This window comes from Campylobacter sp. 2018MI01 (assembly GCF_018501205.1).
Taxonomy (GTDB): domain Bacteria; phylum Campylobacterota; class Campylobacteria; order Campylobacterales; family Campylobacteraceae; genus Campylobacter_E.
Map to the genome: position 1 here is coordinate 1 of NZ_JAHCZE010000035.1, position 16,940 is coordinate 16,940.

The 16,940-nt window shown below is 26.1% G+C and carries 17 protein-coding genes and 1 tRNA gene; 8 read left to right on the forward strand and 10 right to left on the reverse strand.

Annotated features, from left to right (window positions below):
• The 4 genes from KJQ97_RS06285 to KJQ97_RS06300 all read left to right on the forward strand — a co-directional run.
• Nucleotides 1–513, forward strand: a 513-nt coding sequence (locus KJQ97_RS06285) for a hypothetical protein (protein WP_214120297.1), incomplete at its 5' end; no start/stop codon positions are given.
• A 333-nt stretch (nt 514–846) separates the two neighbouring features.
• Entirely contained in the window at nt 847–1,611 is a 765-nt protein-coding gene (locus KJQ97_RS06290; RefSeq protein ID WP_214120298.1) for a PH domain-containing protein, read from the forward strand.
• Nucleotides 1,612–1,784: 173 nt separating this feature from the next.
• On the forward strand, nt 1,785–1,967 hold the full coding sequence (locus KJQ97_RS06295; protein WP_214120299.1) for a hypothetical protein: 183 nt from the start codon (nt 1,785–1,787) through the stop codon (nt 1,965–1,967).
• Nucleotides 1,968–2,028: 61 nt separating this feature from the next.
• A complete protein-coding gene (locus tag KJQ97_RS06300) occupies nt 2,029–2,265 on the forward strand; it encodes a hypothetical protein (RefSeq protein ID WP_214120300.1) in 237 nt (78 codons plus the stop codon).
• 52 nt (nt 2,266–2,317) lie between these two features.
• Here KJQ97_RS06300 and KJQ97_RS06305 read toward each other — a convergent pair whose 3' ends face one another.
• The 4 genes from KJQ97_RS06305 to KJQ97_RS06320 form a co-directional block, all read right to left on the reverse strand.
• Nucleotides 2,318–2,836 (reverse strand): DUF2393 family protein, encoded by a 519-nt coding sequence (locus KJQ97_RS06305; RefSeq protein ID WP_214118712.1) that lies wholly within the window; start codon nt 2,834–2,836, stop codon nt 2,318–2,320.
• 9 nt (nt 2,837–2,845) lie between these two features.
• Complete coding sequence (locus KJQ97_RS06310) at nt 2,846–3,361, reverse strand: DUF2393 family protein (RefSeq protein WP_214120301.1); 516 nt, start codon at nt 3,359–3,361, stop codon at nt 2,846–2,848.
• Entirely contained in the window at nt 3,361–4,422 is a 1,062-nt protein-coding gene (locus KJQ97_RS06315) for an SPFH domain-containing protein (protein ID WP_214118716.1), read from the reverse strand. Before KJQ97_RS06315 ends, KJQ97_RS06310 begins: the two co-directional genes overlap by 1 nt.
• 172 nt (nt 4,423–4,594) lie before the next feature.
• Nucleotides 4,595–5,512, reverse strand: a complete 918-nt coding sequence (locus KJQ97_RS06320) for a branched-chain-amino-acid transaminase (RefSeq protein ID WP_214118718.1) — start codon at nt 5,510–5,512, stop codon at nt 4,595–4,597.
• Between the two features lie 98 nt (nt 5,513–5,610).
• On the opposite strand from KJQ97_RS06320, the gene msrP reads away from it, so the two are divergent.
• Genes msrP through KJQ97_RS06335 form a run of 3 tightly spaced genes read left to right on the forward strand, consistent with a single transcriptional unit; the run spans nt 5,611 to nt 7,617 of the window.
• Entirely contained in the window at nt 5,611–6,477 is an 867-nt protein-coding gene (gene msrP, locus KJQ97_RS06325; RefSeq protein WP_214120302.1) for a protein-methionine-sulfoxide reductase catalytic subunit MsrP, read from the forward strand.
• Nucleotides 6,477–6,962, forward strand: coding sequence for a cytochrome b family protein (locus KJQ97_RS06330; RefSeq protein WP_214118720.1), 486 nt, complete (start codon nt 6,477–6,479; stop codon nt 6,960–6,962). The genes msrP and KJQ97_RS06330 overlap by 1 nt, the downstream gene beginning before the upstream one ends.
• A complete protein-coding gene (locus KJQ97_RS06335; RefSeq protein ID WP_214120303.1) occupies nt 6,943–7,617 on the forward strand; it encodes an MqnA/MqnD/SBP family protein in 675 nt (224 codons plus the stop codon). Before KJQ97_RS06330 ends, KJQ97_RS06335 begins: the two co-directional genes overlap by 20 nt.
• A gap of 31 nt (nt 7,618–7,648) precedes the next feature.
• Here KJQ97_RS06335 and KJQ97_RS06340 read toward each other — a convergent pair whose 3' ends face one another.
• The gene (locus KJQ97_RS06340) at nt 7,649–7,963 is read right to left on the reverse strand and encodes an HU family DNA-binding protein (RefSeq protein ID WP_214118724.1); all 315 of its coding nucleotides are present in this window, start codon (nt 7,961–7,963) and stop codon (nt 7,649–7,651) included.
• Between the two features lie 215 nt (nt 7,964–8,178).
• On the opposite strand from KJQ97_RS06340, the gene KJQ97_RS06345 reads away from it, so the two are divergent.
• Nucleotides 8,179–8,255 (forward strand) — tRNA-Met (locus KJQ97_RS06345).
• Nucleotides 8,256–8,366: 111 nt separating this feature from the next.
• On the opposite strand, the gene KJQ97_RS06350 is transcribed toward KJQ97_RS06345, so the two are convergent.
• The 5 genes from KJQ97_RS06350 to KJQ97_RS06370 all read right to left on the reverse strand — a co-directional run bounded on the left by KJQ97_RS06350 (nt 8,367) and on the right by KJQ97_RS06370 (nt 16,637).
• Entirely contained in the window at nt 8,367–9,293 is a 927-nt protein-coding gene (locus KJQ97_RS06350; protein ID WP_214118727.1) for a DHH family phosphoesterase, read from the reverse strand.
• Complete coding sequence (locus KJQ97_RS06355; RefSeq protein ID WP_214118732.1) at nt 9,290–10,561, reverse strand: hemolysin family protein; 1,272 nt, start codon at nt 10,559–10,561, stop codon at nt 9,290–9,292. Before KJQ97_RS06355 ends, KJQ97_RS06350 begins: the two co-directional genes overlap by 4 nt.
• 162 nt (nt 10,562–10,723) lie before the next feature.
• Complete coding sequence (locus KJQ97_RS06360) at nt 10,724–14,839, reverse strand: hypothetical protein (RefSeq protein ID WP_214120304.1); 4,116 nt, start codon at nt 14,837–14,839, stop codon at nt 10,724–10,726.
• Nucleotides 14,840–14,914: 75 nt separating this feature from the next.
• The gene (locus KJQ97_RS09840; protein WP_250325864.1) at nt 14,915–15,922 is read right to left on the reverse strand and encodes a sensor histidine kinase; all 1,008 of its coding nucleotides are present in this window, start codon (nt 15,920–15,922) and stop codon (nt 14,915–14,917) included.
• A gap of 40 nt (nt 15,923–15,962) precedes the next feature.
• A complete protein-coding gene (locus KJQ97_RS06370; RefSeq protein WP_214118730.1) occupies nt 15,963–16,637 on the reverse strand; it encodes a response regulator transcription factor in 675 nt (224 codons plus the stop codon).
• Nucleotides 16,638–16,940: the final 303 nt, after the last annotated feature.

Here is a 16,940-nt window from a genome sequence, read left to right on the forward strand (position 1 = left end):
TTTAAAAGCAATTATGAAAAAGACTTGCAAGGATATTGTGTAAAAGAAAATAAGATTTTAAGTAAAGACGAGCTTTTAAGAATAGCTACTAATGATTTTTTAGGTAAAACTATAGTTTATTATAAAAATATAGCTAATAAGTATGAAAAAGACAGGATTTATTTTTATATCCTTGATGAGGTTAAGGAATTTAATGATTTAAAATTATTTGATTTAGAAAAATTAAAACAACACAAAATAAACACTAAAAACTATTTAGCAAACTTACCAAAACTATTAAAAAAACCATTATTTTTATCTACTCCTTATAGTTTTGATATTGTATTTTTTAATGAAGGATTTAAGATAAATAATGGATATTTAGAGTTTTTATATACCAGAACAGATAGTGCTAACATAACTCATCAATTAAAATCTAGCATAGAAATAGACAATTGTGGCAATACCAATAGAGCTATTGATGAAGAGCCTTGTTTTGATTTTTTTGGCTGCAAATATAGATATAATTTATAAAATTATAAGAATTTTAATTAGGATTTTAAAAACTAAAATTTTTAATTAAATTCTTGCCGAAATATCATATTTTGTCATTAAAACTCATAAAATTTCTTTTAATTATATTACTTAACAATAATTATTGAACTATCATTATATATTTAATCAACATATTAGCATTGATATAATTTGTTACAAGTATAAAAAATATAAAAATAATATTTATAAATTCTAAGAAATTTGTATTTGATTATAGGATAGAAATAAATTTGTTAAAATATATTTATTTTAAGTCTTGTTTAAGATAGGGGGGGGGTAAAATACTGCCTTAATTTTATTTAAGGAGTTTTAATGAAAATTTTACCTGATGAAAAAATCATCTATAAAAAACGTGGAAGTTTTAAAGCTTTTTTTGACTGTTATGTCTATTCTAGAAAATATAAAGAAGTTGATAGTGCTTGGATATCTTGGTTTACACGCTTATGTTTATTGTTTTTAGTTTTTGCTATGTGGATGGTTTATGGTTTTTATGGTATTAAAACAGATATAGACTTAGAATTGATAAAAATTTTATTATGTATTGAATTAAATATTTTCTTAATTCCTTTATGGATACAAGTATTTAAATATATAAGCCGTTGCAATAGTCAATTTGACATAATAACTAGAGTATTAGGAAGCAGTATGGTTACAGGTATTGCTATAACCTTAACATTTGCTGTATTTAAAAACATAACTTTATCTCAAACTCACTTATTGTTAGGTATGCTTTGTGCAACATTAATTGTTGTTCTATCTATGTTGTATTGGTTATGTAAAGTAAAATCATCTTTAATAATCATAACAAATAAAAGAATGTTAATAAAAACAGGCATTATTTTTCAAGATTCAACCATTACAGATCTTAAAAGAATTGCAACTATTGACGTAAAACAAAGTGTTATTGGAAGTATTTTTAGATGTGGCGCTTTAGCCTTTCATGGTTACGGAATAGGTGGTTTTTGCTTGCCCTTTATGTCAAGTCCTACTGCATTACGTGATGAAATTTTAAAAGCTCAAAATGGTATAAATAATGATGAGCAAAAAATATACGATGAAGCGCTAGATGAATATTAAAAATAATTGTTAGTTTATATTATGTTACAGCATTATTTATTATTGCTTGTTCTGATAATAAAGCGAAAGAAAATAATGCTAATAATGAAATAAATAATAAGATCATTGAAGTCAATAAAATTAATCAATATATATTCAAGGTTAGCATTTAAGATAAGACTGAAGAAAATTTTTTGACTAAACATTACGAAACAACAAGATATTTAATTATGACAGCTAAAGATGATATAGAAATTACAAAAATTACAGCAAATCGTGGTGCTTGTGAGGTTCAAAATATGAATTACGGCTCATATATTGGTAATAATGTTATATCAGTAGAAATTCTGGCTAAAACATATTATAAAAATTATTAGATATTTACCCTAATTTTGTGCTTATCTAGGTGATTGTAAGGCATTAATAAAATGGCTGGAGTTGAGTGGAGATGATAAATATTTTTATAATATTTGGTTTAATATACTAGAAAAAGGAAATCAAAAATATATTAGATCTTGTAAAAAAGCTAAGGAACAAGCTCAAGGAAACTACTATTATGATTATAAGTTACCTATGAAATTCGGTAAAACTGCAAAATTTTCTATAAGCAAATGTTCTGAAGTTTTAGAAATTACAATATTTACAAACAAAGGTGATTTTACATATATATTTTAGAATACTTTTAATATTATTTCAAATTCTAAGATTTATCTAGAATTTGAAATATTTACTTGCAATTTAAAATATATCTTAATTTATAATCTTCAAAATGTTTTGGATAAGGGACACTTACTTTAAAGCTTTTTGATGCGTTTTCATTGATAATCCCTTCTATTTTAAAATCGTGAGAGTAAAAATTGCGAATTTTATTAAGTTTTAATGGGTCAAAGCCTTTGCTTAAATCAAATATACTTCCATCTACTTTTTTGATACCAAGGTTTATTATTCCTATATTTAATTCACAGGTTTTTACAGGGACTTTTCCATTATTATATATTTGGCCACTAATTACTACTTCATTTGCTGATTTATAGTCTTTTTGATTTCTTAATTCTACACTTTTTAAAAAGCTATCTATGGTAAGAAGAGTTGAATATCCAAAAATCAATACAAAAATTATGAGTGTAAAAGAAAAGGTATAAAGCTTATTTTTTTCTTTAAAAAAATAAATAATTAAAAATTGTGAAAATATATAAACTACAAAAGCTGCAAATATTACAAAGATATGAAATTGCGATAAATACATAAATATCTCCTAAAAACAAGTAATTAAAGTATCAATTGTATATTTTTTAACATTACTAGGTATTAATAAATAAGATTTTTCGTATGAATTTTTTGGAATATCTTTTAAAATAATTTCTGTTGTTTTTAATGGTTTTAAGGTATTTTTGATTAGTTCTAAGTTATTTTTGCTGATTTTTTTTATATTGAATTTAATTTTGCATATTTTAAAATCTCTTTGAGATTTGTTATGTAATTTAAAATCTAAATATATATTATCGCTGAAAATTAATTTATCATTTTTGATTATTTCAAGTTCTGCTGGACGATATGTAGCATTTATATAGTTTTCTCCAATAAAAAACAATACAAATTCTAAAACAATACCTACTATGATTAAAAATATTGAGAAAGTTGGAAATTTTCTTAAAAAAATCGCAAGAATTAAAATTACTATGAAAAATAAAAAACAAAGCCCAAGAAGAATTAAATCTTGGGCATAGAAATTCGCTAGATAAAAATGAATAGTATCTAATAATTTTTGCATTAATTATTAAGGCTGGTTGTCTTTTTTGTGCTTGCATTATCTAGCCAAATATTAGGCACAGCTCCGCCAGGTGTTAAGAAAATCTTAGCATCATTATTAACCTTTAAAGCTTCGTTAAATTCTTTTTGGGTTTCAATTTGCTTTAATTCTAATAATTCTTTACTTATACTTTTTGCGATTTCTCTATTTGCATAAGCTTGTGCATCTGCTTCTATTTTTTGTGCATCTGCTTTACCTTGTGCTTCAATAATCGCAGCTTTTGCTATACCTTCTGCAAGTGCAGCTTTTTTAAGTGCTTCTTGATTTGCACGCTCAACTTCATATTTTGTTCTTTCTGCTTCTTGTTTAGCTATTTGAACTTTTTCAATTTGTTCTTTAACATTCGTTGGCAGTATTATTCCACGAAGTTTTACACTCTCAAGTAATACAGGTTTATTATCTTGAGCGTCTATGCTTTTTCTTGATTCAAGTTCAATTGAAGCAGCGATTTCATTACGCTTTATAGGTAATTCTTCAGCTGTATATTTTCCAACCACACTTCTTACAACTTCTAAAATAACAGGGTCTATAATTTTATTTTCCCAATCAAGCCCCCATTGAGCTATAGTTTGAGGTGCATTGCTTGCATCTAAGCGATATTGCACTGTTATATCTACTGATACAGGCAAGTTTCTAGCATCAACAACCGTGATTGATTCTTTATTGATTATGCTTTCTCTACCATAAGTTCTTTCACTCGCACCTTCAACGCTAGCATAATTTATTTGTCTTACTTTAGTATCTACAATTAAAACTTTTTGAAAATACGGGATTATAAAGTGAAAACCAGGTTGAAGAGCTATCGGATCATACTTACCAGTAGTTGATCTAATACCTACTTGTCCTGAATTTACAACTACAAATGGCTTAGCTATTACTACTATTAAAAATATAACAACAGCTGCAATTATTACTCCGTTAAATTTACCAAAACCTTTAAAATTAAAATCAATATTAAAATCTGTTTTTTTATTGTCATTTTTTTTGTTTTTATTGAAATAATCATTCAAATCTGCTGGCATTTATACTCCTTGTTAATTGATAAAGAAAGCATTTTACATTGTATAAGTTTATAATTAGAAAAAGATTTTATAAAAGATAGTCTTATTGTTAATAAAATTAAAAGTTAAAATCAAATTCTTATTTTAGATTCTATATATTATAAAGTTTAGAGCGATAATTCGCTCTAAAAAATTAAATATAAGTTAGCCAAGAAGCGTATTTTTCATTTCTTCCATATACTATATCAAAGAAAGCATCTTGGATTTTTTTAGTAATTTCTCCACGAGCCCCATTTCCTATTACTCTATGATCTAGTGAATTAATAGGAGTAATTTCAGCTGCTGTTCCTGTAAAGAATGCTTCATCACAAACATAAACTTCATCTCTACTAATTCTTCTTCTTTCTACACTAATACCTAAATCTTTTGCAATTTTTAAAACAGAATCTTGAGTGATTGATTTTAGAGCATAATCATTTGGTGGAGTGATTAATACGCCATTTTTAACCATGAAAAAGCACTCGCCTGTGCCTTCTGCTATAAATCCTTCTTCATCACACATTAAAGCTTCTTCAAAACCTGAATTAATAGCTTCATATTTAGCCATCATTGAGTTTAGATAGTTTGCACTTGCTTTTGCTTTATTGAAATTTGCTTTTGTGCTATTTCTCATTAATGATGAACAACATACTTTAATACCTTTATTAAGTCCATCTTCTCCTAAATAAGCACCCCATTCCCAAGCTGCAATACCTACTCTAACAGGAGCTTTTGCATGATAAATTCCCATAATACCATCGCCTAAGAAAATTAAAGGGCGAATATATGTATTTGAATTAAAATTATTGCGTCTTAATAATTCAATTTGAGCATCTTCTAATTCTTTTTGCGAAAATGGTGGAGTAATTGCAGTGATTTTTGCACTTTCTAATAATCTTTTAGTGTGATCTTGCAATCTAAAAATAGCCATACCATTTTCTGTTTTATACGCTCTTGTTCCTTCAAATACTGCGTTAGCATAATGTAATGAGTGAGTTAAAAAATGAACTTTTGCATCAGCAAAGTTAATAATTTGTCCATCCATCCAGATGTAATCAGCTTTAATTGCCATACTTTTTCCTTTAAATTAAATTTTGCGAAGTTTAACAGATTTTTCATAATAAGTATTTATTTTTTTTACCTAGAATTAAAAATTAATAAGGAGAAAAAATGGTAACAGATAAAAATTATTATTTAAATAGAAGAAATTTTTTAAAATTAGGTGCAGGAACTATAGTTTCAAGCCAAGCAATAGCTGAAGAATTAGCAAAAACTAATCTTGATTTAGTTCCAAGTGATAGTGAATATGCTTATAATTATGTTAATTTTTATGAGTTTAGCACGAATAAAAGCGAATGTGTAAGATTAGCTAGCAAATCAAGCTTAAATGATAAAGCTATTTCAATTGAGATAGGTGGTTTGTGTGAAAACCCAATGACCTTAACTGATTTATCGGCTTTTAAAATTGTTGAAAGGGTTTATAAATTACGCTGCGTAGAAGCTTGGAGTATGAATTTACCTTGGCAAGGATTTGAATTAAGAGAATTGATTAATCTTGCAAAGCCAACAAATGAAGCAAAATTTGTTAAATTTACAAGTTTATATGACCCTGATATTTTTCCTGACCAAAGATTTAATGGAGTATTGGATTATCCTTATGTAGAAGGATTAAGATTAGATGAAGCAATGCACCCGCTAACATTACTTGCAACAGGACTTTATAAAGAAAAATTAAAAGCTCAAAATGGAGCTCCAATTCGCTTGGTTGTTCCTTGGAAATATGGTTTTAAATATATTAAATCAATTGCTAAAATTGAATTTACTAAAGAGCAACCTGTTAGCTCTTGGGAAAAATACAATCCGAATGAATACGGCTTTTATGCAAATGTTAATCCAAATGTCCCTCATCCTAGATGGTCTCAAGCATCGCATAGGGTTTTAGGTAGCTTTTTTAAAGAAGATACTCAATTATTTAATGGTTATGAAGAAGAAGTTGGATATTTATATAAAGATTTAGATTTAAGAAAGAATTTTTAATGATTATTGCAATTAAAATTCTTTTAGTTTTAGCGTCTTTTGGGTATTTTATATCATCTGTTTTATTAGGATATGATTATGTAAAAGATATTTATAAAGCAAGTGGGCAACTTGCTTTAATATCTTTATTTTTAAGTATTGCTTTACCTAATAAATTCTTAGTTTTTATAAAGTTTTTTGGTAAATTAGCTGGATTTTTTGCAATATTGCATTTTTTAAATTTTGTTATAGTAGATAATCAATTTAATATAAAAATATTATTTACAAATACTATTGCAATAAGAAATCTTTTAGGATTAATTGCATTTATTTTTATGATTTTAATGTTTTATAAAAAGTATTTAAATTATTCTAATTTTGTGTTTTTACTAGCGGCATTTCATTATTCTTTAAGTGTGAAAATTCCTGAAACATTGCATTATTTAGTTATATTAGTGGCATTTTTATTTTTATTTAGGAGTAAAAATGATATTCGGAAAGATTGATTATATTAATTTATTACCACTGCATTTTTATTTAAAAAGCTCAAAATTACCAAGCTATATAAAAAAAAGCATAGAGTATAAAAAAGATGTTCCTGCAAAATTAAATAAAGCATTGAAAGAAAAAAGATTAGATTGCGCAATTATTTCTAGTATTGAAAGTAAAAGGTCAAAATATAAGAATTTAAATATAGGAATTTGCGCTAACAAAAAGGTATTAAGTGTATTAGTTGAAAAGAACTCAAATGCACAAAATGATAAAGAATCAGCCACTTCAAATGCTTTAGCTAAGGTTTTAAAATTAAATGGTAAAGTAATTATTGGAGATAAGGCACTAAAAGAATATGTAAATAATAAAGAAAAATACATTGATATGTGTGAAAAATGGTATGAATTAACTAAATTGCCTTTTATGTTTGCAAGGTTTTCAAGTATTAAAAATCATAATAGTGCAAAAAGAATTTTAAAACCTTTTATAAGAAAAAATCTAACTGCAAATCAAAGAATAAAAATACCTAATTATATTTTAGATTATTATTCAAATACAAGAAAAATTAGTAATGATGATATTAAAAACTACCTAAAATATATTTATTATAAAATTGGGAAAAAAGAATTAAAAGCGTTGAGTATTTATACTAAAAAAATATATATTTAGTGGCATTTAAAAACGCCACTAAATTGGGTAATTATTTCTTTTTCTTACCACATTTACCAGTTTTGCAAGCTGTTGCAGCAACTTTTTCTTTTAACACGCTGCTAACTTTGAATTTAACAACTTTAGTTGCTGGAACTTTAATTTCTTTACCTGTGCTTGGAACTCTTGCTGTTCTTTCTGCTCTATCAGTTGTTGAGAAAGTTCCAAAACCATTAAATGGAATTGATTCACCTTTTTCTAAAGACTCAGCTAGTGCTTCAAATACAGCATTTACTGCAGTTGTAGCATCTTTTTTAGTAATTTCTGCTTTTTCAGCAACTAATGAAATAAAATCTGCTTTAGTCATCTAAAACTCCTTAATATTGATTAAAAGCCCTATTTTACAATAAAAAAACAATATTTAGCTAAAAAACAAAAAAAATATTAGTATTTGTGTAAAAATATAGCAAAATTAGTTTTTAAATAGCATAGTTGGCAAGTTTAATACGCAATTTATTAGAAATATTTTTAATTTTATAAAATTTTAAGCAAAAATATATATAATTTGCTTTTTTTATTCACGCTTAGGTAGCTCAGCTGGCTAGAGCGCTGGTCTCATAAGCCGGAGGTCGGGAGTTCGAGTCTCCCCCTAAGCACCATTTCATAACTTCAAATAATTTTTCCAATTTAATTTTTTATAGTTTTTATATTTTTTGATTTTTATTAGAAAACTCGTTTTAAATATAAGAATTTAAAACGAGCAAGAAAGATTAACCATCAGCGTTAATTTTAGCAATTAATTCATTTAATACAATATCTGCATTTTCGTGAGCAACTTGACAAGTCCCAGCAGCTTCGTGTCCGCCACCGCCGTATTTTAACATTAGCTCACCTATGTTTGTTTTGCTAGTTCTATTAAATATACTTTTACCTGTCGCATAAACCATATTTTGACCTCTAAATCCTAAGATTTTATGAATTGATATATTGCATTCAGGATAAAGTGCATAAATCATAAAGCGATTACCTGGATAAATGATTTCTTCTTTGCTTAAATCTAAAACAACAAGGTTTTTATAAACTTTAGAGCATCTTTTTAGTTGTTCTTTAAATTCTTTTTCATATTTAATGTATAAATCGCTTCTTTCTACTACATCAGGTAATTTCATAATATCATCAATTTTATGATTTTTACAATAATCAATTAAATCCATCATAAGGTTATAATTACTTATCCTGAAATCGTGAAATCTACCAAGTCCAGTTCTACTATCCATTAAAAAGCTTAAGAATTCCCAACCTTTAGGCTCAAGTACATCTTCCATTAAAAATTGAGCGCTATCTGCTTTATCAACAGCTACCATCATATCGTGCCATTCTTCAGGAAATTTTACGCCTTGTTTTTCATAATAATCATAAACAACTCTAGCAGCACTTGGTGCATCTGGAATAATTATATGATTATCTGCTTTTCCGTTTCTAATACTTTCGCTTTCGTGATGGTCAAACACTAAATAAGCATTAGGGCAATATGGTAAGTTTGTAACAATATCATTATTTGTAATTTCTATTGTTCCATCTTGCATATCTTTTGGATGAACGAATTTAATATCACTTATTAAATCCATATGTTTAAGCAAAACAGCACATACAAGTCCATCCATATCACTTCTAGTAATTAATCTATATTTATTCATAGTTTTTCCTTTGTTTTTTTGATTATTTTTAAGTATTTTATACTATTTGATTGCATTTGTTTTATTTCATAATAACAATGCTCATCTTCACATCTTTCTTTTTCACTTGGAACATGTCCTAAACGATTAAAGACATAACCACCAATTGTAAGTTCTTCTAATTCATCATCATATTTAATATCTAGAATTTCTTCAACACTTTCAATATCTAGTCTTCCATTTACTATATAAACATTATCGTTAATTTTTCTGAAATCTTGTTCTTTTTTATCATGCTCATCGTTTATATCTCCAACAAGTTCTTCAATAATGTCTTCCATAGTTAAAAGCCCAGCTGTTCCACCATATTCATCAATTACTATGGCTGTATGAATTTGCTCTTTATTCATTTGAACAAGAACCTTTGAAATACTAATATTTTCTGGGACAAATAGAACTTTTCTTACACATTCATTTAAATCTTTATTTTGATTATCTAATAAATCTCTAATATGAATCATACCTAAAACATTGTCTTTACTAGCATCTATAAAAGGAAATCTAGTGTGTTTATAATCATGAACTATTTTTATATTTTCTTCGTATGAATTAACTTTATTTAAGCAAATCATATCTCTTCTAGGAGTCATTATTTCTTTTGCTACAATATCACTAAAATCAACAGCATTTTGTATAAGTTCGGTTTCAAATTCATCTAAAACGCCACTTTTTTGACTTTCGCTTGCTATGAATTTAATTTCTTCTTCAGAGTGAGCTGCGTGCTCGTTTGTTTTTATTCTTAATATTTTTAATATAGATAAAGATAAGAAATCAAATGTAACTATGAAAGGTGCAAAAATTATTCTAAATAAATAAAGTGGTCTTGCTATCCATAAAACTATGCTTTCAGTTTTTGCAATTGCTATACTTTTTGGAACAATTTCTCCTAAAACTACATGAAGTAGTGTAATTAATATAAAAGAAATAGCAACAGAAATACTATGTATTGCTATAGGATTTACATCAAAGCTTGATAGAATTTTATTTAATAAAACAGCGACAGAACTTTCTCCTAACCAACCAAGAGCCAAAGAACTTAAAGTAATACCTAATTGAGTAGCTGATAAATAAGTATCTAAATTTTTATACATTTCTAAAGCTAGTTTTGAATTAGCTCTTTTTTGATTTACAAATTCTTCTAACTTACTTTTTCTAATCTTGACAATACTAAACTCAGATAATACAAAAAATCCATTTAAAAAAACACAAAACAATGCTAAAAACAGCATTAATGCCGTATAACTGGGGTCCAAAAAATCTCCTTGTAAAAAATAAAGCTAAAATTATAAACATACAAACTTAAAAAATAGTAAGAATTATAAAAAGGCATTTTTATATTAAAAATTAAAAGGAATTTAAAATAATTTGATTTATTTTAAATTCCTAAAAAATTATTTAGTGTATTCTACGCTAAAGCTTTCTTTTGCACTAATTTCGCTATTTGAGTGCATTCTAATTAAATCTTTTATATATTCATTAGTTTTTTTATCACTTGATAATTCAAGTTCAATACTTCCATCGGTAAGTTTTTTGATATTAGAATTGTAATCACTTGTAAAAGAAATATTATTAATAATATCAGCAATTGGTTTTAGATAATAATGTCCGCTAGTAGTTGCGCTTGTGTATAATTCGCTAATTTTACCAGTTGTATTTATATATTTTAATTTTAAATCACTCGGTAATAATTTTTTATATTTTTTACCCGCATCTGCTTTAGTATCTTTATACATTGCATAAGCAAAAATAAATGGATAATTTTTTGTAAAATTAACAGGAGTTCCTTTATCTATTGTTATGCTACTTGTGGTATCAAGATTAAATTCATTCACATCAGGCTTATTTAAAATGTCTTTACTAGGTGCTAAGTCATTTGTTTTTTGGAATTTCGTATAGCCTATTTTTGTAATAAATTCTAAATCATCAGGACTTGCTTCGTATTTTTTAGCAACGCTACTTAGAGTATTTAAATTTTTATTGACTTCGTTATCTAAATTTTGCATTTTTGAATCAAAAATCGCATTTAGTGTAGTATTGCTAGCGCTTAAAGTCATTTTGATTTTTTGATTTGTGATATTCATATTTTTAATACTTAATTTATTTGTATAAATTCTATATCTACTACTAGCTTGAGTATCGTTATTATCTAAGAAATTTAAATCAAAATCTATATCAATATCGCTAGGAAAATACTTATATACATATTCTAAACTATTAGCAGAACTTGAGCCTTTATTTTCTATATTTACAGGTATATTTAGTGAATGTGTAAAATCACAATTTATACCAGAACATTTACCCAAATCAGCTTCGCTTTGTCCTACAACTTCATCAGAAAATAAAACAGCATCAGATAAACCATCAGATGTTTTTATATTATTTAAATTCGTAGTAGATGAGCTAGTAAAATCAGCATTAATAGGCTTAATTAATATATGACAAGATATTTTTCCATTAGCGTTGATTGTATTTGAAAACCCAGTATTTTCACATTTTTTATTAGTAATATCATTTCCTACAAAATCATTGTCTTTAAACTCAATAATTCCACTTCCAGCAAAAGGATAAGCAATTACCATATCAAAACTATAATCTTTATTATTGCGTTTAAAATTAATAGGATTTAGTTGGCTAATTTTGTTATAAGCACTTGTTTCTAAATCAAATGTATAAAAACTACCTTTGCTATTTGTAACTTTTAATTTAGCTTCTTTAATTCCTATATTTGAATTAATACTTAATTTTCTATCTTGAGTATCTAATACACTTGCTTTAAGAGTAGTTGGTAAAGGTTTTTTTAATCCTTCTCCTGCTTTAGTAACAAAATTATTTATTTTTATTTCAGCTGGTCTTACCATAAAGTTTTTGCATATTGGAGTAGGGGTTAATAATTTACCTTGCATATCTTTTTGAGTATAGCAAATATCGTGGCGACCTGGAGTTATATTGATAAATTCAATTATAAAATCTCCCATCATTTGATTATCAGGATTTACTCTAAAATCATCTTTATCGTATATTAAAACCTTAGTAGCTCTTCCGTCATCGTGATTTACACTTGCAGTATTAGAAAAGAAACTAATTCTAGTTTTATCAGCTGCATGAACAAAACCTATATATACATTATCTCCAACCATTCTTGTATAAGTATCATTAGCTATTTTTGCTTTTTTATCATTTAAGTCTTTAATGCTAGGTCTTAAATCTTCTCCTGGACTAGGTTTTCTATTTAATATTTTCCAGATACTTCCAAAATAGTGTTGTTTTTGCACTATTTCTTCATCTGTTAAAATAAATGCTGCAGTCTCACTAACACCTTTTATGATATTTTTACTATCTACTTCAAACATAGGTCTTTTATCGTTATCGTAAATTCTTTCTGTTGTAATTTCTATCAATGATGGCTCTTTTAATTTAAAGCTAAGTTCTCTTATGATGTATTCTAAATTTTCTGCATTTGCATAATCTAAATCTAGTTCATAATAAATTACACTTGGTTGTCTTGATACAATATTGTAATCATTTCCGCTTTTTGCTAAAGTGTTAATTTGAACTCTTAAATCTACATAATATTTGCTTAAATCTTTATCACAACATTTTATATAATTTCCATCTTTAGTCTTTGTATAATCATATCTTTTTTCTAAGTTTTGACCATTATAAAATGGGGTTATATGAACTTCAGGAATTTTATTAAATATAGGATATGTTTTATCTCCTACCTTTGCACTGCCTGTTGGATTTAAATCTTTTGAAATTAAACTAAATTTAGTGCTATTTGCGTCAGGATAGAATAAGAATTTAAAATTAGCATTAATTTCAGGCTTATTTTTATAAATACCTACAATTGTATCAGCAGGGAATCTTCCATCTCCATAATTTTTACCCCAATTTACAATATCTGTAGATGTAAAATATTTTGGATTTTTTAAATGTGCGTATAAATCCCCTGGACTAGCTGTATATTTTTTATTATTATTTTTATAGTATGTATATTCTTCTTTTAATGAAGTTGGTCTTAAATGCAAGCTAAAGATTTTTGTGCTTATATTTTCTTGATTACCTATATCTTTAGGCATAATTCCAGCTCTTTCTCTTATGCCGTTTTGTTTGTATTTTGAATTCTTACATTCTTTTCGTATATCAAATAATCCAGGTCCAACTTTGATTATACAATCTTTTGAATTTTTGATTTCTTTATATATTGCTTTTTCGCCTATTGCTCCATCTCTAGTTTTATGAATACTATAAATACTTCTTTCTTGTGTTGTATCTATGTAAGGAGAAAATCTTTGGATATACTTAGCATTTGCAAGTGATTGATTGTTGTTATAAACGAAATTCCTAAGCCTTAAAGCTTTTATATCATAGGTTTTATACTCGTTTGATTTCCACTGACTTTTTTCATTGTAATATCCATTGCTAGAAAAATAATATCCATCGTAATATTCCATATTAAATGTGTAGCATTTGCTTAGTCCTGATTTATTTTGTGCGAAATATTGATTATTTAAAAATCCCCATTTAGCATTACCTTTTAAAAATTCTTTAGGAGAATACAAGGCATTATTTTTTAAGAAAAATTGTTCTGAATATTTAGCACATTCATCGTTTGTATAATAAGCATTATCAGTTAAGGTAGCACCTACTTCGTTTTCATCTAGCGTTAAAGGTATTCCGCTAGCAAATCCTTGGTCAGGATTTAATCTACAACCTTTGCTTTTCATAAATCTTACAAAATCATTGTATGCGTTTTCGCTATCAGAAGTTGTGCTTGAGCCATGCTGATAGCCTAGATAAGTATTTGCAAATCTATAAGCATTTGAGTTTTTTTCATTATTTAGTAATTGTTCGCTTAAAAAATAGCTAAAAATTGAATCATTATTGCTACTTGCTAAAAGTATGATTTTGCCTGTTGTATTAACTTCAAATTCTTTAAACACATCTTGAATATAAGATTCATCATAAAAATAAGATTTCATTGGAAAAGTAATTTCAGTATTTTTTACACTATCTAACTTTTTAGGTTTTGAGTTTTGATGAGAAATAAAATCATCATAACTATTAGGATTATAATTAGTTCCCGCTGCATTATCTTCGTAATTTACGCAAAATACATTTTCTCTAAATCTTCTTGAATCGGTATGATGAGATGATTGATTTCCTTTAAAAGAGCCAAATTTTTTTACAATGCTATTTTGATAATCTAGTTTAGCCCAAGCATAATCCCAATTAAATCCCCAATTTACAATAATTCTTTGCTCGTCTTCAGCATCAGTTCTATTAAAATGATCATCTATGTTAAAGATTTGATAAAGTTGAAAACAAGCGCTTCTGCCTTTATCATTATTTCTTGTATTATTTATAACGCAATCAGCTAAATCTATATCTGTATGTTGTTTATGGTTTTGAGTTCCAAAATACATTCCGAAAGGATGAACTTTATTTGTATATTCATAAGAATAAAGATTAGATATTACGAGTAGTGATATGAGGACTTTTTTCATTATGCACCTTTAAATTAAGATTTTAAGTTAATTAATTATATTTTTTAGTTTTTAAATTAAGATTAAATTAAAAAATTATGATTTAAAAGAGTATTTAAAAATAGCCCCTTTTTCATAATTAAATGCTTCATATACAATATCGTATTTTTTGCAAATATTTCTTACTATATTAAGACCTAAGCCAAATCCACCTTTAGCCAAATCTTCTCTAGCATATCTTTGCCAAATTCTTTTTGTATCTTTTATGCCAATTCCTTCATCTTGTATTATAAAAATTATTTTTTCATTTGATTGGTTTAAAGATATTGTAATTTTAGAATTAACTTTTGTATATTTAATTGCATTTGAAATATTATTATCTACAATTCTTAGTAACTCTACTTCGCTGATTAATACATATAAATCATTAGTGATTTCTAAATGAAATTCCACACTTTTCATACTAGCAATACTATTAAAAAAATCAATTCTTGTTTTTAAAAAAATAGAAAAATTAATATTTTTTAGTGGGTATTTAGCATTTGGATTTTCTATATAAAATCCTACATCATCATATGTTGTTTTCATCTGATTTAGTGCTGCTTTAATTCTTTTTTGATATTTATTACTTTCTAACATATCAGCATTTAATAAGGCTATACCCAATGGCGTTTTTAACTCGTGCATTGCATCATAAAAAAATGTATTCATAGTGTTTTTATACCAAATTAAACTTTTGATATTGTTTTTATAAACTAAGTAAATTAAAACAAATAATATAAAAGTTCCCCCACCAAATACTATAGCAGCATTGATTATGCTTTTGTTATAAACGCAAGGTTTTGATAGCACCACATTGTATGTTGTATTGTTTATTTGTTTTTGGAATTTGTAATAAAGCAAAGAATTATGAGTTTTATATATAAAATCATCTTTTATATAGTTTATATCAAGTTCGCATTTTAAAATTTCTTCATTATTGAAAATACATATTTTTATATCTTGTAAGTTATTTAAATTCTTATTTATATAACTTGCTAGTTCTAATAGCGTAGAGTTTTTATCATTAGCTACACTTAATTTCAATATATTTATAGCTAACATTGATATTACTAAAGCTATAAGGGTTAATAGTATTGTTTGCTTAGACATTGATTTTATAGCCAAGTCCTCTAGATGATATTATAAAATCATCGCAAGTTTTTGCTCTAATTCTTTTGACATATACTCTTACATCGCTTGAGCCATTGGTTTCAAATTCTTCATTTGCCCCCCCCCATACATATTCATAAATACTGCTTACATTTACATAACTTGATTTATTGCTTAACAAATATTCAATCAATGTGATTTCTTTACTAGTAAGCTCTATTAGAGTTTTATTTTTGCTAAGACTTTTAGAAATATAATCATATACAAACTCGCCTGAAATTGTGATTGTATCATTGCTTTGAGTGTTAAAAAATTGTTTTAATAATTCTTTAATTCTATATTTTAATTCATCTAGTTCAAAAGGTTTTTTAAGGTATTCATTGCAGCCTAGCTCATATCCTTTTTTAATACTTGCTATATCAGTTCTTGAAGTCATCATCATAATAGGGTTAGTAATATTTAAGCTTTTTATATAACTTAATACATCAAAGCCATTAGTATTTATTACTTTTATATCAAGTATATAAAGATGATAAAATTTATTTGCGATAGTTTTACAGGCTAAGTCGCCATCACTAAAAACATCAACACTAAATCCTAAATCTTGCAAATATTCACAAATACTAGTAGCATATAAATAATCATCTTCAAGCAATAAAATATTCATAATTACTTCCTTAAAAAATGTTTATTTTAGTTTTTTAATATTATTTTTAGCTAAAAAGTGTCTAAATTAGGGTATTTCAATCATTAATCCCTAAATTCCAAAAATATTTTTATGTTTAAGTGTTTTTTAAGTTTAATAACATATAATTCAAGCTTTTTATTTGCTTCTAGCAAATCGTTATTTTAAATAGTTTTATTGTTAATTTTAAATATATCAATTATTTCAACGTCAATCTTTGATATCTAAACAAGTGATCAAGAGCCATTTAAAACTTTCTTATATATAAGTTTTAAATCATTCACT